The sequence below is a fragment of the Kitasatospora kazusensis genome (assembly GCF_039529945.1).
In the GTDB taxonomy this organism is placed as follows: Bacteria; Actinomycetota; Actinomycetes; order Streptomycetales; family Streptomycetaceae; genus Kitasatospora; species Kitasatospora kazusensis.
Genome location: NZ_BAAANT010000017.1, coordinates 57030 through 74682, shown reverse-complemented (window position 1 = coordinate 74682; position 17653 = coordinate 57030). Strand labels below are relative to the sequence as shown.

The window sequence follows — 17653 nt, the reverse complement described above, 5'->3', positions numbered from 1 at the left end:
CTACGGAGAACCTTGGTCGCACAGCTCCCCGCGCCTCGTGGGATACCGGCCAGGCACTACGCAGTGGCCCGCGCCGCGGCCCGCCCCGCCGCCCGCCCGGAGAACAGGCAGCCGCCGAGGAACGTCCCCTCCAGCGAGCGGTAGCCGTGCATCCCGCCGCCGCCGAAGCCGGCCGCCTCGCCCGCCGCGTACACGCCGTCCAGGACCGAGCCGTCCGTCCGCAGCACCCGTGCGGACAGGTCGGTCTCCAGGCCGCCGAGCGACTTGCGGGTCAGGATGTTGAGCCGGACGGCGATCAGCGGGCCCGCCTTGGGATCGAGCAGGCGGTGCGGGCTCGCGGTGCGGATCAGCTTGTCGCCGAGGTAGCGGCGGGCGCCGTGGATGGCGGTGACCTGGAGGTCCTTGCTGAACGGGTTGGCCATCTCGCGGTCGCGGGCCTCGATCTCGCGGCGCAGCGCGGCCTCGTCGATCAGCGTTTCGGGGGCCCGCGCCGTGTCGGCCAGCGCGTTCATCCCCCGCACCAGCGCGGTCAGGTCGTCGGCGACCACGAAGTCCGCGCCGTGCTTCTTGAACGCCTCGACCGGCCCGGTGGCGCCGGGCAGCGCCCGGCCGAGCACGTCGCGGATGCTCTTCCCCGTCAGGTCGGGGTTCTGTTCGGAGCCGGAGAGCGCGAACTCCTTCTCGATGATCTTCTGGGTGAGGACGAACCAGGTGTAGTCGTAACCCGTGGTCATGATGTGCTCCAGCGTGCCCAGCGTGTCGAAGCCGGGGAAGAGCGGGACGGGCAGCCGCCGCCCGCGCGCGTCCAGCCAGAGCGAGGACGGGCCGGGCAGGATCCGGATGCCGTGCATCGGCCAGATCGGGTTCCAGTTCTCGATGCCCTCGGTGTAGTGCCACATCCGGTCGCCGTTGACCAGGTTGCCGCCGGCGGCGGCCGTGATGTCCAGCATCAGACCGTCCACGTGCGCGGGGACACCGGAGAGCATCCGCTCGGGCGGGGTGCCGAGCCGGGCCGGCCAGGCCTTGCGGACCAGCTCGTGGTTGCCGCCGATGCCGCCGGAGGTGACGATCACCGCCTGGGCCCGCAGCTCGAAGGCGCCCGCGACCTCGCGTGAGCTCGACACGCCCCGCTCGGCCCGGCTGGGTACCAGCACCTCGCCGCTGACGGTGTCCGTCACCCCGGCGGTCGCGGCGAGGCCGGTGACGCGGTGCCGGAAGCGCAGCTCGACCTGCCCGCGGGCGGCCGCCGCCAGCACCCGCCGGGCGAACGGCTCGACGAGGCCGGGGCCGGTGCCCCAGGTGATGTGGAAGCGCGGCACCGAGTTGCCGGGGCCGGTGGCCAGCAGCCCGCCGCGTTCGGCCCAGCCCACCACCGGGAAGAACCGCACGCCCTGGGCGCGCAGCCAGGCGCGCTTCTCCCCGGCGGCGAACGCGACGTACGCCTCGGCCCACTGGCGCGGCCAGTTGTCCTCCGCGCGGTCGAAGCCTGCCGTGCCGAGCCAGTCCTGCCAGGCGAGTTCGTGCGAGTCGCGGATCCGCATCCGGCGCTGCTCGGGCGAGTCGACCAGGAAGAGGCCGCCGAAGGACCAGTGCGCCTGGCCGCCCAGCGAGGCGGCGGGTTCCTGGTCCAGCAGGATCACCTTGCGCCCGGCGTCGGCGAGTTCGGCGGTGGCCACCAGGCCCGCGAGTCCGGCTCCGATGACGATGACGTCGGCGTCGAGTGCCACGAGCGCTCCTGGGGATCGGCGGTGAGTGGATTCTGTGGCCTGCGGGGCCTGCGGTCAACCGGTCGGTAACAAGCCGGGACCCGAATTACGCTCCACCCCGTATCCGAATTACCAGCGCTCCACCGTGGAGCGTAATTCCGAATGCGATCTGACGGATATTCGGAAATCCACCGGCATTGTCTGGACAGCTAGTTAACCTGACGGTAACTTACCAATGAGTAGGGCCTTGGCCCGGCTCTCCCCCCACCCGTCCTTTTCGTTTCTCTCCCCCAGGAGGAACCGTGCTCAGTCCTGCCCTGAAGCGCACGTCCACGCTGGTCAGCGGTGTCGTCCTGGCCGCTGCGCTCACCGCGCTGTCGACCCCGGCCGCCCAGGCCAGCACTTCCGCCACGCACGCCTCCGCGCACGCCGTCGACGCCGGCAACTATGTCGCACTCGGCGATTCCTATGCCGCCGGCGCCGGTGTTCCGGGCCAGTCCGCCGGACTCTGCCTCCGTTCGGACCACAACTACGGCCACCTGGTGGCCGCCGCACTGGGCAGCAGCAGCTACACGGACGTCACCTGCGCGGCCGCCAAGATCAAGTCGATCACCTCGGCCCAGTACGACGCCTTCATCCGGGTCAACGACCCGCAGCTGAACGCCGTCGGCCCGTCCACCACCCTGATCACCCTGGGGATCGGCGGCAACGACCTGGGCACCTCGGACCTCGGCATCGCCGACGTGATCGCCGCCTGCGTCTCGGGCGCCGTGATCGACCCGTTCGGCACGCCGTGCCACAACTACTACGGGCACAAGTACTTCAACTGGAGCGACTGGGCCTGGGAGTACGGCGACGACACCCTGGTCGACCGGATCGACGCGGCCGCCCCGCAACTCGCCGACACGCTGCAACAGATCCACGCCAAGGCCCCGAACGCCCGGGTCGTGGTCGTGGGCTACCCCGAGGTGCTGCCCGCGGACGCGTCGAGCTGCGCCGGCCGGCAGCCGATCACGGTCGGGGACGTCTCCTACCTGCACGGCATCCTCGGCAAGGTCAACTCGATGCTCGCCGACACCTCCGCCGCCAACGGCGCGACCTTCGTGGACACCACCGCCGCCACCACCGGGCACGACGTCTGCTCGGACGACCGCTGGATCGAGGGCGCCCTCCCGGGCTCGCCCGCCGTCCCGTTCCACCCGAACGCCACCGGCGAGCGGGCCATGGCCGACGCGGTCCTCGCCGCCCTCGGCCACTGACCCGAGACACCGAACACCGAACACCGAGCACCAAGCACCCGAAGGGGCGCGAGGAGCTGCGCGAATCCGGAAGCGGCGAACCCCACGCCTTCCGACCCCGCCGCAGCCCCTCGCGCCCCTTCAGCGTTCGTGGGCCGAGCCCTACGGGCGGATCCGCACGATCTGCGGGTCGTGGTCGCTCGCCTGCACCGCGAACTCACTGTTGATGTGCACCACGTCGTACTGCACGTTGGTCAGCGCCGGGCTGACCAGCGTGTGGTCGAGCACCTGCGAGTTCCCCTGGTAGACGTAGGTGTAACGCTGGCTCGGGTACAGCGAGTTGACCAGGTCCCGGAGCACACCGCCACCGGTGAGGGTGGTGAGTGCCGGCGAGAACTGGAAGTCGTTGTAGTCGCCGAGCGAGACGATCTTCGCGTCCGGGTCGGCGGCCTCCAGCTTGGCCACGAAGGCCTGCTCGACGGCGGCCTGCTGGACGCGCTGCACCTCGGAGCTGCGGGCCGGCGCCTGGAAGCGGCTGTCGACCCCCTGGTCACCGAGCTTGGCGACCAGGTGGTTGGCGATCAGGAAGATCTTCTTACCCCGGAAGCTGAACTGCCCGACCAGCGGCTTGCGGCTGCTCGCCCAGGCCGGGTTGGCCGGGTCAATCCGGCCGGGTGAGGCGGTCAGCGCGGTGTCCGCGCCGGTGCCGGTGACGTCCACGGCGGTGGTCGAGTCGCCGCCGGGGATGTCGGTGAAGGAGATCCGCTGCGGGTTGAACAGGAAGACCTGGCGGATGTTGCCGCCGGGCTGCCCGCCGTCCTGGCCGTCCACCGGGTTGATGGAGCGCCACTCGTACGCCGGGCCGCCGGCCGCCTTGATCGCGTCGATGAACTTGGTGATCGTGACGGTCGCGTCCACCGTTCCGTCGTTGACCGGGCCGTTGTCGTCCTGGATCTCCTCCAGGGCCACCACGTCGGGCGCGCGCAGGTTGGTGACGACACCCTGGGCGAGCCGGCCGAACTTGTCGGCCGGGTCGGCCGGCGACAGGTTCTCCACGTTGTACGTGGCGATGGTGGCCGTGCCGTCCGGGGCGGGCGCGGTGACCTCGCGCTGCAGCCCGTTGTCCTTGAGGGTGCCGAGCGAGTTCGCGACCAGGGTGTAGCCGCCGAACTGGTTGTAGTCCAGCGGGCCGGTGGTGGTGCCGAGCAGCTGGTCGCCCACGTTGGCAGACGGGAACGGCTGGTTCGCCGGTGCGAGCGACTGGACCATCAGCCGGCCGGAGTTGGGGGCGTCGTACCCGAGGTAGAGCGCGCCGCCCCGGGTGCTCTTGGTGTCACTCCTGCGCGCCTCGACCCAGAGCTCGTTGTACTTGTCGGTGGCCTGCACCACGCGGACGTTCTTGACCTGGACGTTCATACCCTCCAGCGACTCGAACAGGTCGAGCGCGTAGGCGTCCGGCTTCAGCGTCAGGCCCTCGATGCTGCCGCCGGCCGCGTCGGGGGCGTACGCGGCCGGAATGCTGGCGTCGTCCAGCACCACCGGCGCCGGGACGGCGTTGCCGGAGGAGAGCACCGTGACCGCCGGGCCGGTCAGCTCGGTGACGGACTGTCCGCCGGAGGCGTAGGCCGGGTAGTACTCGCTGACCTTCGCCGTCACCAGCACCGAGTCGCCGGCCTTGACGGCCGGGACGGCGCTGCCGGTGAAGACGAAGATGCCCTCGCTGGTGGCGGGGTCGGCGTCCGGGTGCGGGTCCTGCATCCAGAAGCCCTTGGAGCCGGAGGTGCGCACCCCGGTGACGATGCCGGGGACACCGGCTATGGTCTTGCCGGCCTCGGGGGAGGTCCGGGTGTTGCCCTGGATGTCGTGGATCCGGACGCTGCCGGGCTCGGTCGGGCCGGAGTTGCCGCCACCGCCGTAGACCTCGGAGACCACCGCGTCGGCGGACGGCGCCGCGAAGGCCCCGGGCAGCGGGACGAGGACGAGCGAGGCCGCGACGCCGGCGGGGAGGAACGTCGCGCGCAGCAGTGACCGGCGCGAGCGGGGGCGGGGAGCGGTGGACTTGGTCACCGGGACATGGCTCCTTGACGCTGAGGGGAGGTCAGAACGGCGGTGCGCACGGCGAAACCCGGCACTACCCGCGTAGCGCAGGGGTCGGGCTTCACTCGAAGGGCTCAAGATACGCGCGTAGAAAATGACGCGACAAGGGATCGGACGTTAACTCTTGGCGCCCCGCCGGTCGCCGCGCCCACCGCCCGGCGCGCCCGACGGCTCACTCTCACGACCAGCCGGTGCCACGTTTGAACATTTTCAAACATCCACCTGAGGATCGCTCGGATCTGTCCGATTTATCGTCAGATCCCTGCCACAGAGCCACATATGGCGTACTCCGATCCCATCGGGATCCCGTCCTGACTCTTGACGCGGACCTGAAAGGCCGGTGTTATATGTTGCATTCCGTTGGAACGAGTCGGTCTTCGTTGGAACTCGTCGAGCTTTGATGCCTTTCGTTGCCGACGCTCACCCTCACACCGCAGGAGCCGCCCGGTGCCATCCCCCTCCCCCTCCCTGCCACCGTCCCCCACGGCGTCCGCCCGGGCGTCCCGCCGGACGTCCTGGCGCAGCCGCTCGGCTGCGGCGCTCACCTCGCTCGCCCTGATGGCCGGCGGCGGGGCCCTGACCACCGTCGCCGTCCAACTCGCCGCCGCCCCACCCGCGATGGCCCTGGACAACGGGCTCGACCTGACCCCGCAGATGGGCTTCAACAACTGGAACTCGACCCACTGCCGGGCGGACTTCAACGAGACGATGGTCGAGGGCATCGCCGACATCTTCGTCAGCAAGGGCCTCAAGGCGGCCGGTTACCAGTACGTCAACATCGACGACTGCTGGGCCCTGCCCCATCGTGACGCCGCCGGCAACCTCGTCCCGGATCCGGTGCGCTTCCCGCACGGCATCAAGGCCGTCGCGGACTACGTGCACAGCAAGGGCCTGAAGTTCGGGCTCTATTCGAGCGCCGGTTCGGCGACCTGCGACGTCCAGGGCTTCCCCGGCGGCCTCGGCCACGAGCAGCAGGACGCCAACCTGTGGGCCTCCTGGGGCGTGGACTACCTCAAGTACGACAACTGCAACAACGAGGGCCTGGACGCCCAGACCCGCTACAAGACGATGCGCGACGCGCTGAACGCCACCGGCCGTCCGATCCTCTTCAGCATCTGCGAGTGGGGCAGCACCGAGCCCTGGACGTGGGCGCAGCCGGTCGGCAACTCCTGGCGCACCACCGGCGACATCAGCGACAACTGGTCGAGCATGATCAGCATCGCGCACCAGAACCAGCAGTTGGCCCCCTACGCCCGGACCGGCGCCTGGAACGACCCGGACATGCTGGAGGTCGGCAACGGCGGCATGACCGACGCGGAGTACCGGACGCACTTCAGCCTCTGGTCCGAGATGGCCGCGCCGCTGCTGATCGGCAGCGACCTGCGGACCGCCTCGCAGGCCACACTCGACATCCTGACGAACACCGACGTCATCGCCGTCGACCAGGACACCCTGGGCCGCCAGGGCACCGTCGTCTCCTCCTCGGGCGGCCAGGTCGTGATGTCCAAGCCGCTGGCGGACGGCGGCCGCGCCGTCACACTCACCAACGAGAACTCCTCCGCGGCCACGGTCTCCACCACCGTGCAGACCCTCGGCATCGGCGGCGCGAGCTCGTACGGCCTCAAGGACCTGTGGTCCAAGCAGACCGGCTCGACCACCGGCGCGATCAGCGCCTTTGTCCCGGCCCACGGGACGGTCATGCTCCGGGTCACCCCCGGCAGCCCGGTGCCGCCGCCGACCGGGATGAGCGCGCTCAGCGACCTCGCGTGGACCTCGGCGCTGAACGGCTGGGGCCCGGTCGAGCGGGACGAGAGCAACGGCGACATCAAGGCGGGTGACGGCCGGACGATGGCGATCCGGGGCACCAGCTACGACAAGGGCCTCGGGGTGCACGCCTCCAGCGACGTCTCCTACTACCTGGGCGGCCGCTGCAAGAACCTCACCGTGGACGTCGGCGTCGACGACGAGGCCTACGGGCACGGCTCGGTCGACTTCCGGGTCTACCGGGACTCCGCCTTGGTCGCCGACTCCGGCCTGGTCACCGGCAAGGACGCCGTCAAGCACCTGACCGCCGACCTGACCGGCGGCACGAAGCTGCGGCTGGTGGTGACCGACGGCGGGGACGGCAACACCTACGACCACGCGGACTGGGCCGGCCCGAGGATCGCCTGCGGCGACGGCCCGGCGGCCGGTGTGCACGCGGTCAGCGACCTGACCTGGACCTCGGCGGTCAACGGCTGGGGCCCGGTCGAGCGCGACATGAGCAACGGCGAGCGCGGCGCCGGCGACGGCGGGCCGATCACCGTCAACGGCGTGGTCTACGCCAAGGGCCTGGGCACCAACGCCTACAGCGAGGTCGACTACTACCTCGGCGGCGACTGCACCAAGGTGAGCACCGACGTGGGGGTGGACGACGAGTCGGCCACCAAGGGCTCGGTGGTCTTCCAGATCTACCGGGACGCCACCCTGGTCGCCGACAGCGGCCTGCTGACCTTCAACGACAACGCCAAGCACCTGACGGCGGACCTGACCGGCGGCAACGAGCTGCGCCTGGTGGTCACGGACGGGGGCGACGGCAACACCTCCGACCACGCGGACTGGGCCGCGCCGCAGCTGACCTGCGTCTGACCCGCGCCACGACGGACCGGCGGGGCCGCGACAGCGGTCCCGCCGGTCCTCGTACGCCGGCCGGCCTCAGTCGTTCTCCACCGCGAGCGGCTCGCGCGCACCCGCCTCGGGCACACTCGCCGACCACTTCTGCTCGACCTTGCCGAACTTCCAGAACGCCAGCGCGCCGGCCCAGGTCAGCACGAACAGGCCGACGATGGCGTAGCCGACCAGGTTGAGGTCGAGCGAGGCGATCCAGCCGATCGGGCCGGTGGTGATGTCCATCCGCTGGCCGAGCAGCCCGACCAGCTCGATCATGCCGATCACCAGCGCGACCAGCACCGAGAGCCCGGTGACGGTGAGGTTGTAGTAGATCTTGCGGACGGGCTTGGAGAAGGCCCACTCGTACGCGAAGTTCATGAACGAGCCGTCGATGGTGTCCAGCAGGCTCATCCCGGCCGCGAACAGCACCGGCAGCACCAGCAGCGCGTACCAGGGCAGCGAGAAGGCCGCCGCGCCGCCCGCGAGCACCAGCAGCGAGACCTCCGTCGCGGTGTCGAAGCCCAGGCCGAAGAGCAGGCCGACGGGGTACATGTGCCAGGACTTGGTGACGGCCTTGGTGACGCGGCCCAGGATCCGGTTCATGAAGCCGCGCTTGTCGAGCTGCTTCTCCAGCTCGGCCTCGTCGAACTCGCCGAGCCGCATCCTGCGGAAGACCTTGAGGATGCCGTTGAAGGCGCCCAGGTTGATCAGGCCGATCAGCACCAGGAAGGTGCCGGAGACGGTGGTGCCGATCAGGCCGGTGGTCCGGTGCAGCGAGGAGCCGTCGGTCTCGACCTGGCCCGCCAGCGACTGGATGCCGAAGGCGAGCAGCGCGCAGAGTCCGAAGACGACGGACGAGTGGCCGAGCGAGAACCAGAAGCCGACCGAGAGCGGGCGCTTGCCCTGGCCCATCAGCTTGCGGGTGGTGTTGTCGATGGCCGCGATGTGGTCGGCGTCGAAGGCGTGCCGCATGCCGAGGGTGTAGGCGGTCAGGCCCATGCCGGCGCCGAACACCTGGCCGCCCATGTCGTAGTGCTTGGGCGCGATGACCGCCAGCAGGGTGAACCAGCCGATCACGTGCAGCGCGAGGATGAAGCCGCCCATCCCGGCGAGGCGGAGCCACTCGTCCCGGGTGAGCCTGTCACGCAGGCGGCCTGGCACTGGCATAGCGGTTCCTCTCGCAGAATGTGGCGGCTGAGCTGGGCCATCTTTCCTCGGAGCTCGTAGCAGTTGCAACTTGTATGCAACTGCGAGCCCCCGCCATGAGCCCGCGCGCCCGCCCTGACGGCCACCAAGGTCACGATTGGTCAGGAAATCAGCTGGACCGTCCACTATTGTCGGATTTCGGTGACCACCACCGCGCCGGACCGCGCGCCCCGTCCCGCCGACCCGCCTGGGAGCAGCCGCATGCAGCACCCCGCCGCGTACCCCCACCCCACCACCCGCGAGGACCTGCACATCCCGCTGCCCGGGGGCACCGAGCTGTACGCCAGGATCTGGCGGCCCGTCACCGAGGAGCCGGTGCCCGCGCTGCTGGAGTACCTCCCGCACCGCCTCACCGACCGGACGGCGCAGCGCGACGCCCAGCGCCACCCCTGGTACGCCGGGCACGGGTACGCCTCCGTCCGGGTCGACGTCCGGGGGTACGGGAACTCGGGCGGGCTGCCCGGGGACGAGTACGACGCGCAGGAGCCCGCCGACGGCGTCGCGGTGGTCGAGTGGCTGGCCCGGCAGCCCTGGTGCAGCGGGCGGGTCGGGATGTTCGGCATCGACCGGGGCGGCTGCGACAGCCTGCGGATCGCCGCGCTCGCACCCGACGCGCTGCGGGCCGTCGTCACGGTCTGCTCGACCGACGACCCCTACGACAACGGCCCGCACTACTGCGGCGGCTCGCTGCTGGCCGCCGGCACGCACTCCCGGTCCGCCGCCCTGCTGGCCCGCGCCGCCGAACCGCCGGACCCGAGGTACGTCGGGGACGACTGGCGGCGGATGTGGCTGGAGCGGCTGGCGGCCGTCGAACCGCCCGTCCACCGCCGGCTCGCCCACCAGACCAGGGACGACCACTGGCGGCGCGCCGGCGTCCGCGAGGACTACGGCACCGTCCGGGCCGCCGTGCTGGCCGTCGGCGGCTGGGCCGACCCGTACCGGGACACCGTGCTGCGCCTGGTCCGGCAGCTGGACGCGCCCGTCCGGGGGCTGATCGGCCCGTGGTCGCACCAGTACCCGGACGGCGGCCTGCCGCCGGGCCCGGCGATCGGCTTCCTCCAGGAGACGCTGCGCTGGTGGGACCACTGGCTGAGAGACGCCGACACCGGGGTGATGGCCGAACCCGCCCTGCGGACCTGGATGAACGAGTCCGTCCCGCCCGCGACGGTCTACGCCAACCGCCCCGGGCGCTGGGTCGGCGACGAGAGCTGGCCCTCGCCGGACGTCCGGGACGTCCGCTACGGGCTGGACGGCGCGCTGCGCGGCGCCGGGACGCCCTCCGGCGACCGCTTCGTCCGGGTCCGCTCGCCGCAGCACACCGGGGTGGACGCCGGGCGGCCCCGCCCGTCCGGCCGCGACTGCGACCTGCCGCCGGACCAGCGGGAGGAGGACGGGCGGTCGGTCTGCTTCGACTCCGCCCCGCTGCCCGAGCGGGTCGAGATCCTCGGACGGGCCGGGATCCGGCTGCGGGTGCGCTGCGACGAGCGGCGCGGGCAGGTGGTCGCGCGGCTCTGCGACGTGGCGCCCGACGGCTCGTCGACCCTGGTCACCCGCGGCGCGCTCAACCTCTCCGCCCGGCAGGGCCCGGACCGGCACGTGGAGTGGTCCCCCGGCGCCGTCGAGGACGTCGGCCTCGACCTGGCCGGCATCGCGCACGCCTTCCCGGCCGGGCACCGGCTCCGGCTCGCGCTCTCCAGCGCGTACTGGCCGTGGATCTGGCCGCAGCCCGGCACCGGCGGCTTCGAACTCGACCCGGGCCACAGCGTGCTCACCCTCCCCGTCCGGCACCTGGCCGCCGACGCCGGGAACCCGCCGATCGCCTTCGGGCCCGCCGAGCAGGACCCCGGCCTCGACGTCCAGGTCGTCGAGCCGCTCACCTCGCACCCCGAACGCCTGGTCGTGCACGACGTCGCCGCCGGCGAATGGCGCCTGGAGACCACCCCCCACCGGGACGGACCCCGCACCTACCCGGACGGGCTGGTCCACGACGAGCAGGCCGTCGAGGCGTACCGGATCCGCTCCGACGACCCGCTCAGCGCCGGCGCCCGCACCGACCGGACGGTCCGGCTCGAACGCCCCGGGATCGGCTGGGACGTCACCGTCCGCACCCGCTCCGAGATCAGCTGCGACGCCACCCACTTCACCACCCGCGACCACCTCACCGCCCTGGAGGGCGGCGACGTCGTCTTCCGGCGCGACTGGGAGCGGCGGATCCCGCGAACCGCCTCCTGACCGGAGCCGCCGTCCCCGAGGATGGCGGCATGACCTGGTACCTCGTGATCCGCTCGGACGCCCGCTACGGCGAGAGCGTCCCCGCCTCCGCCCTGACCGCGTACCTGGACTCGCTGCCCGAGCTCCGCCGGACCGACCTGTCCGGCTACACGGCGGCCACCGGGCCGCTCGGCTCGGTCGAGCTGGTGATCGCCTCCTGCGCGCCGTCCGGCGGCTACGCCGCCTATCCGGACCGGCTGCCGGCGGAGATCAACCTGGTCGAGCTGATCTGCTCCTCGTCCCGGAGCAGCTTCGCGGCCGAACGGTCCCTGGCGGAGCGGATCGCCGAACGGCTCGGCTGGGAGGTGGTGGACGACGACACCGGCGAGGTCCTGCGGGCGAGGGACCTCGGCTCGGGCCGGCCGGAAACGTCCACTACGATCGGCCAATGCCCAGCCTGACCGGACTCCCGCTCCAGATCATCGCCGCCGTGCTGGCGGTGGCCGTCTTCGCCGCCACCATGTGGCTCTGGCCCAAGCTCGCCGGGCGCGGCTGGCGGGCGTGGGCGGGGAGGATCGGCGCGTTCCTGCTGACCCAGGTCGCCGTGCTGGTCGCGATGGGGCTGGTGGCGAACTCGTACTTCGGGTTCTACACCACCTGGAGCGACCTGCTCGGCCTCGACGGCAAGCCCGGGGTCGTGGTGGACCACCAGCCCGGCAAGGCGATCTCGGTGACCGGCGAGCAGAAGATGTACTCCTCGCAGGGGTCGGCGAAGGACCGCTCCGGGGTGATCCAGGCCGTCTCGATCAAAGGCGCCAGCTCGGGGCTGAGCAGCACCGCGTACGTCTACCTGCCGCCGCAGTACTTCCAGCCCGGCTTCGCCCGGCAGCAGTTCCCGATGGCGCTGGTGCTGGCCGGCTACCCCGGCTCGGCCGAGAAGCTGATCTCGCTGATGGCGTACCCGGCCTCCACCCTCAAGGCGATCGACGCCGGGCAGCTGCCGCCGACCGTGCTGGTGATGATGCGGACCACCGTCGCCGGTGACGGCAACCGGGACACCGAGTGCATGGACGTCCCGAACGGCCCGCAGGTGGAGACCTTCTTCACCCAGGACCTGCCGAAGGCGATGTCCGGCGAGTACCGGATCACCGACACCCCGCAGGCCCGCGCGGTGATCGGCAACTCGACCGGCGGGTACTGCGCGCTGAAGTTCGCGCTGCGCAAGCCCGGCGCGTACAGCGCGGCCGTCTCGCTCTCCGGCTACTACACCGCGCCGATCGACCCGACCACCGGCGACCTGTTCTCGGGCAGCGCGCAGCTCAAGCAGGAGAACGACCTGCTCTGGCGGATGCAGAACACCCCGGCCCCGCCGGTCTCGCTGCTGCTGGCGACCAGCCCGAACGAGGACGACTACGCCGCGACGCAGAAGATGATCGCCGCGTTCAAGGCGCCGACCAAGCTGTCGACCATCACCCTGGACAGCGGCGGCCACAACTTCCACACCTGGACCAGGGAGATCCCGCCGGCGCTGGCCTGGCTCGGGCAGCGGCTGACTCCGCCGCAGCAGGTGCACACCGCCTGACCTGCCGGAACACCGGAGCGGGGACATCGGCGGAAGATCACACCGCGCTCACAGCCGGGTCTCATGGAAATCTCAGTGCGGCCACCGAGCGTATCCCCCATGACCACGACCGGTTCCGTTCCTCCGACCAGTCCCCCTCGGACCAGTGAACTGTGGCCCGAGGGCGTGAACTACCCACCGCCGCAAGCCCCGGCGAGTGGCACGGTCGCCGCGCTCTTCCCGCCCGCCGCCCTCCCCGAGCCCGGCCCCAGGGGCCCGGCGTCCTGGGGCGGACGGCTGCGCACCCTGCCCGCCCGGGCCCGGCGCGGACGCCCGGACGACCCGGCCTGGGCCCGCCCGGCGCTGCTCGGCCTGCTGGCGCTCACCGCGGTGCTGTACCTGTGGAACCTGTCCGCCTCCGGCTGGGCCAACTCCTTCTACTCGGCGGCCGTCCAGGCGGGCAGCCAGAGCTGGAAGGCGTTCTTCTTCGGCTCCTCGGACGCGGCGAACTTCATCACCGTCGACAAGCCGCCGATGTCGCTGTGGCCGATGGAACTCGCCGCCCGGGTCTTCGGGTTGAGCTCCTGGAGCGTACTGGCGCCGCAGGCGCTGATGGCGGTGGCCACGGTCGGCACGGTGTACGCGACCGTCCGCCGCCGCTTCTCGCCGGCCGCCGGCCTGGTGGCGGGTGCGGCGCTCGCGCTCACCCCGGTGGCCGCGCTGATGTTCCGGTTCAACAACCCGGACGCCCTGCTGACGCTGCTGATGACACTCGCCGCGTACGGGCTGGTGCGGGCCACCGAGACGGCGAGCACCCGCTGGCTGGTGTTCGCCGGGGTGATGTTCGGCTTCGGCTTCCTGACCAAGACGCTGCAGGCCTTCCTGATCCTCCCGGCCTTCGCGGTGATCTACCTGGTGGTCGCGCCGACCGGGGTCTGGCGGCGGGTGCGGCAACTCCTGTACGCGGGGCTGGCGATGGCGGCGGCGGGCGGCTGGTGGGTCGCGATCGTGCAGCTGGTGCCCGCGTCGTCCCGGCCGTACATCGGCGGCTCGCAGGACAACAGCTTCCTCTCCGTCACCTTCGGCTACAACGGCTTCGGCCGGCTGACGGGCAACGAGACCGGCAGCGTCGGCGGCGGTGGCGGAGGCGGCGGCTGGGGCGCCACCGGCCTGACCAGGCTGTTCGGCACCGACATCGGCGGGCAGATCGCCTGGCTGCTCCCGGCCGCGCTGATCCTGCTGGTGACCGGCCTCTGGGCGACCCGCCGGTACGCCCGGACGGACAGCGCCCGGACGGCCTTCCTGGTGTGGGGCGGCTGGCTGCTCTCCACCGGCCTGGTCTTCAGCTTCATGTCGGGGATCTTCCACCAGTACTACACCGTGGAACTCGCCCCGGCGGTGGCCGCGTTGACCGGCATGGGCGCCGACGGCCTGTGGCGGGCCCGCAGGCGGCTGCCGTACGCGGCGGTGCTGGCCGCCGTGGTCGCCGTCACCGCCGTCTGGTCGTACGTCCTGCTCGGACGCAGCTCGGCGTTCGTGCCGTGGCTGCGCTGGGCCGTGCTGCTCGGCGGGCTGGCGGCGGCGGGTGCGCTGCTGCTGACCACCCGGCTGGCCGGGCGGCTGGCGGCGGTGGCCGGCCTGGTCGCGCTGGCCGCCTCGTTCGGCGGGCCGACGGCGTACGCGCTGGACACCGTCTCGACCGGGCACACCGGCTCGATCCCGACGGCCGGGCCCCGGGTGAGCGGTGCGGGCTTCGGCGGCCCCGGCGGTTTCGGCGGCAGGGGCGGTTTCGGTGGCAAGGGCGGCCGGACCGGGCAGCGCGGGGGCTTCCCCGGCGGCGGCTTCCCGGGCGGGCAGCAGGCGGGCGGACAGCGGACGGGCGGGTTCCCGGGCGGGTTCCCGGGCGGCGGCAACTTCCCTGGCGGGTTCCCGGGCGGCGGGGCGGCGGGCGGTACCGGCGGTGTCCGGGAGGGCGGCCGGTTCGGCGGCCCGGCCGCCGGGGCGGGCGGCGGGATGGGCGGCCTGATCGACGGCGCCAAGGTGAGCAGCGAGCTCGCCGCCCTGCTGGAGCGGAACGCCGGTTCGTACACCTGGGTCGCGGCCACGATCGGTTCGCAGAACCAGGCCAGCTACCAACTCGCCACCGGGAAGCCGGTGATGGCGCTGGGCGGGTTCAACGGCACCGACCCGTCGCTGAGCCTGAGCGCCTTCCAGCAGGACGTCCAGGCCGGCCAGGTGCACTACTTCATCGGCGGCGGCGGAATGGGCGGCGGCGGCCGGATGGGCGGCCGCTCGTCCGGCACCACCTCCGACTCCGAGCAGATCTCGACCTGGGTGGCGGCGCACTTCACCGCCGAGACGGTCGGCGGCACCACGGTGTACGACCTGACCGCACCGAAGAGCTGACGCTGCGTCAGTTCCGCTGAAAGCCGTCCGCCCCACCGGGCAACTCCGTTGGGGCGGACGGCTTTCGTGCGTGCCCGCCGGTCAGGAGTCGGCGAGCACGGCGGCGACTGCGGCGGCGGCCGGGTCCGGGCGCAGGTCCGATTGCACGCCCAGGTCCGGGATCGTGGCCGCGGCGGCGAGGATCGCGTCCAGCAGGCCGGGGAAGCGGGCCTCCAGGTCGGCGCCGCGCAGGGCGGTGAGCCTGCGGTTGGCCTCCTCCCGCTGGTGGATCAGGCCGGCCTCGCGCAGGACCTTGAAGTGGTGGCTGAGCGTGGAGGCCGCCACCTCGACCGGGAAGGTGCCGCAGGCACGCTCCTGTTCGGCCCGCAGGATCCGCACGATCGTCATCCGGGTGGGGTCGGAGAGCGCGTGCAGGACATCGAGCAGGTCGATGTCGGCCGGCTCGGGGTGGGTCAGCGGCGCGCGGCGCCGGCTGGGACGGGGCACGGGACACCTCCATGTTCGACATTCATCGAAGTACGAGTCATACTAATTTCGTCGTTCGTAGAACATCGTACCTACTGGAGGGGAGCCGGAGATGCGTGCCTTGGTGATGACCGCACCCGGAGGGTCGGAGAACTCGGAGGTGCGGGAGGTCGGCACACCACGCCCGGGGCCGGGCGAGGTGTCGGTCGACGTCGCGTACGCGGGTCTGAACTTCGTCGACGTGATGGCCCGGCGCGGCGACGCCGGCTACACCGTCGAGTGGCCGCACCGGCCCGGCCTGGAGATCGCGGGCACCGTCCGCGAACTCGGCGCCGGGGTCACCGGCCTGGCGGTCGGGGACCGGGTCGCGGCCGTACCGACCGGGCGGGGCCTCGCCGAGGTGGCGGTGGCCAGGGCCGAACTGGTCGTCCCCGTCCCCGACGGCGTCCCGCTGCGGGAGGCCGCCGCCGCGCCGCTCGGGCTGGCCACCTCGCTGCTGCTGCTCACCGACGCCGGCCGCTTCACCCCCGGCGACACCGTCCTGGTGCACTCGGCCGGGGGCGGCATCGGCAGCGCGGTCGCGCAGCTCGTGCCGCTGCTGGGCGGCGGCCGGCTGATCGGTACCGTCGGCCGCCCGGAGAAGGCGGCCGGCGTGCAGGAGGGCGGGTACCACCTGGCGCTCCCCCGGGACGAGAACCTCGCCGCGGCCGTCCGCGCCGCGACCGACGGGCGGGGCGTCGACCTGGTGCTCGACCCGCTCGGCACCACCGCCCTCGCACTCGACCTCGACGTGGCGGCACCGGGCGGCCGGATCGTCCTGTTCGGCAACGCCGGCGGCGGCGCGGTGGACGCACTGCCGCCCGCCGGGCGCCTGCTCAGCGGCAACCTGACCATCGGCGGCTTCAGCCACCGCGGCCTCGTCGCCGCCGCACCGGACCGGGTCGCCGCGGCGACCGCGCGCATCCTCGGCTTCCTCGCGGACGGCCGACTCACCTTCCCCGTCAACGAGTTGGCGTCCCTGGCCGAGGTGCCCGCCGCCCACGACCTGCTCGCCGCAGGCCACGCCACCGGCAAGTACGTGGCCCGCGTCGGCGCCTGAGCGACCGCGCGCCGGGGCCTGCCCCACCCAGAAGCTGCGCGTCCGGGGGCCTACCGCCCCTGGACACGCGGCGTCAGGCCACGCCCGCCCGTCAGCCCACACTCTCCCACTGGCGCGGGTCGAGCCGCAGACCGCCGCCGTGGCGTATCAGGTGATCGTGATCCAGGACCGGCCTCGACCGGTGCGCTCTTCAACCACCGCACAGCCGCACCATGCTCTTCTTGTCGGCGGCCGTCACCGGCAGCTGGTACTTGAGCGCGACCTGGGCGAACCGCACCGCGTACGAGCAGCGCACCGCCTCGTTGGCCGGCAGCCAGGAGGCCGGGCCCGAGTCGCCCTTGGAGGCGTTCTGCGAGCCGTCGGCGGGGATGAGGTTCAGCGGGTCGTTGGCGATCTGCAGGCGCTTGCCCTTGTCCCACTTGGCCGCGCCCATCTGCCAGTCGTAGGACAGCGGCATCACGTGGTCGATCTGGATGCTGGTGGCCTGCTGCTTCGTCCAGTGCACGGTCCTGCCGGTGTACGGGTCGTAGATCGACATCCCGGTCACCACGCAGGACGAACCGGCCTTGCGCTGCACCGAGCTGCCGTCGCGGGCGAGCAGGTCGTCCCGGGTGTCGCAGTTGTTGTGCGCGAGCGGTACGCCGTCCACGTTGTCCGTCCAGGCCGGGCCGAACTGGTCCCGGTCGTAACCCGTCCTGGGTCCGGCCGGGGCGGTCTTCAGCTTGGCTATCAGCGCGCTGGCCGCCCTGAGGTCGGCGTCGGAGGTGATCGGGGCCAGGCCCGGTCTGGTGCCGTCCGGGTTCGCCAGCGGGCTGGTGCCGAGCGAGAGCGGGACCGGGTCCTGGGTCGGGCTGCCGCCCGCGCAACCCGCCAGGACGGGTACGGCGAGCAGCAGAGCGGCGACGGACACGGCGGTACGACGGGCTGGCACGGATTTTCCCCCGATGATGTGACGTCTGACGGCGCACCAGCAGACCAGCCGCCTCACACCGGGTCAAGTCGGCGCAACGGGGAC

Annotated in this window: 12 protein-coding genes and 1 pseudogene; 8 read left to right on the top strand and 5 right to left on the bottom strand. The window is 72.2% G+C overall.

The genetic code is table 11. The annotated features are described in order from the left end of the window. Positions 1-56: 56 nt before the first annotated feature. Positions 57-1727: an FAD-binding dehydrogenase gene (locus ABD330_RS16710; protein ID WP_344465682.1), complete on the bottom strand. Its 1671-nt coding sequence runs from the start codon at positions 1725-1727 to the stop codon at positions 57-59. Positions 1728-2008: 281 nt separating this feature from the next. Here ABD330_RS16710 and ABD330_RS16705 point away from each other — a divergent pair, with 281 nt between their 5' ends. Beyond that, entirely contained in the window at positions 2009-2965 is a 957-nt protein-coding gene (locus tag ABD330_RS16705) for an SGNH/GDSL hydrolase family protein (protein WP_344465680.1), read from the top strand. A 141-nt stretch (positions 2966-3106) separates the two neighbouring features. On the opposite strand, the gene ABD330_RS16700 is transcribed toward ABD330_RS16705, so the two are convergent. Beyond that, a complete protein-coding gene (locus ABD330_RS16700; RefSeq protein WP_344465678.1) occupies positions 3107-5011 on the bottom strand; it encodes an endonuclease/exonuclease/phosphatase family protein in 1905 nt (634 codons plus the stop codon). Between the two features lie 588 nt (positions 5012-5599). Between ABD330_RS16700 and ABD330_RS16695 the strand changes: the two are divergent. Further along, positions 5600-7213: pseudogene (locus tag ABD330_RS16695) on the top strand (NPCBM/NEW2 domain-containing protein); the annotation flags it as partial. Between the two features lie 21 nt (positions 7214-7234). Continuing rightward, a complete protein-coding gene (locus tag ABD330_RS32490; RefSeq protein WP_425555557.1) occupies positions 7235-7669 on the top strand; it encodes an NPCBM/NEW2 domain-containing protein in 435 nt (144 codons plus the stop codon). A gap of 66 nt (positions 7670-7735) precedes the next feature. Here the strand turns inward: ABD330_RS32490 and nicT are convergent, their stop codons facing one another. Continuing rightward, entirely contained in the window at positions 7736-8857 is a 1122-nt protein-coding gene (nicT, locus tag ABD330_RS16690) for a Nickel transporter NicT (protein ID WP_344465674.1), read from the bottom strand. Between the two features lie 240 nt (positions 8858-9097). On the opposite strand from nicT, the gene ABD330_RS16685 reads away from it, so the two are divergent. From ABD330_RS16685 to ABD330_RS16670, 4 genes are all read left to right on the top strand, one after another. Beyond that, complete coding sequence (locus tag ABD330_RS16685; protein ID WP_344465672.1) at positions 9098-11128, top strand: CocE/NonD family hydrolase; 2031 nt, start codon at positions 9098-9100, stop codon at positions 11126-11128. A 29-nt stretch (positions 11129-11157) separates the two neighbouring features. After that, the gene (locus tag ABD330_RS16680) at positions 11158-11568 is read left to right on the top strand and encodes a hypothetical protein (protein ID WP_344465670.1); all 411 of its coding nucleotides are present in this window, start codon (positions 11158-11160) and stop codon (positions 11566-11568) included. Continuing rightward, on the top strand, positions 11556-12689 hold the full coding sequence (locus ABD330_RS16675; RefSeq protein WP_344465668.1) for an alpha/beta hydrolase: 1134 nt from the start codon (positions 11556-11558) through the stop codon (positions 12687-12689). The genes ABD330_RS16680 and ABD330_RS16675 overlap by 13 nt, the downstream gene beginning before the upstream one ends. A gap of 99 nt (positions 12690-12788) precedes the next feature. Next, positions 12789-15074: a glycosyltransferase family 39 protein gene (locus ABD330_RS16670; RefSeq protein WP_344465666.1), complete on the top strand. Its 2286-nt coding sequence runs from the start codon at positions 12789-12791 to the stop codon at positions 15072-15074. Between the two features lie 81 nt (positions 15075-15155). Here ABD330_RS16670 and ABD330_RS16665 read toward each other — a convergent pair whose 3' ends face one another. Further along, a complete protein-coding gene (locus ABD330_RS16665; RefSeq protein WP_344465664.1) occupies positions 15156-15560 on the bottom strand; it encodes an ArsR/SmtB family transcription factor in 405 nt (134 codons plus the stop codon). A gap of 91 nt (positions 15561-15651) precedes the next feature. Between ABD330_RS16665 and ABD330_RS16660 the strand changes: the two genes are divergently transcribed. Next, the gene (locus tag ABD330_RS16660; protein ID WP_344465662.1) at positions 15652-16638 is read left to right on the top strand and encodes a quinone oxidoreductase family protein; all 987 of its coding nucleotides are present in this window, start codon (positions 15652-15654) and stop codon (positions 16636-16638) included. Positions 16639-16828: 190 nt separating this feature from the next. Here ABD330_RS16660 and ABD330_RS16655 read toward each other — a convergent pair whose 3' ends face one another. Beyond that, positions 16829-17569, bottom strand: a complete 741-nt coding sequence (locus tag ABD330_RS16655) for an HNH endonuclease family protein (protein ID WP_425555555.1) — start codon at positions 17567-17569, stop codon at positions 16829-16831. Between the last annotated feature and the right edge of the window lie 84 nt (positions 17570-17653).

What these genes read in the sequence shown, in the direction of transcription:
- nicT (WP_344465674.1), bottom strand. Translation starts at nt 8,857, where the DNA reads ATGCCAGTGCCAGGCCGCCTGCGTGACAGGCTCACCCGGGACGAGTGG.
- ABD330_RS16685 (WP_344465672.1), top strand. Translation starts at nt 9,098, where the DNA reads ATGCAGCACCCCGCCGCGTACCCCCACCCCACCACCCGCGAGGACCTG.
- ABD330_RS16680 (WP_344465670.1), top strand. Translation starts at nt 11,158, where the DNA reads ATGACCTGGTACCTCGTGATCCGCTCGGACGCCCGCTACGGCGAGAGC.
- ABD330_RS16675 (WP_344465668.1), top strand. Translation starts at nt 11,556, where the DNA reads ATGCCCAGCCTGACCGGACTCCCGCTCCAGATCATCGCCGCCGTGCTG.
- ABD330_RS16670 (WP_344465666.1), top strand. Translation starts at nt 12,789, where the DNA reads ATGACCACGACCGGTTCCGTTCCTCCGACCAGTCCCCCTCGGACCAGT.
- ABD330_RS16660 (WP_344465662.1), top strand. Translation starts at nt 15,652, where the DNA reads ATGCGTGCCTTGGTGATGACCGCACCCGGAGGGTCGGAGAACTCGGAG.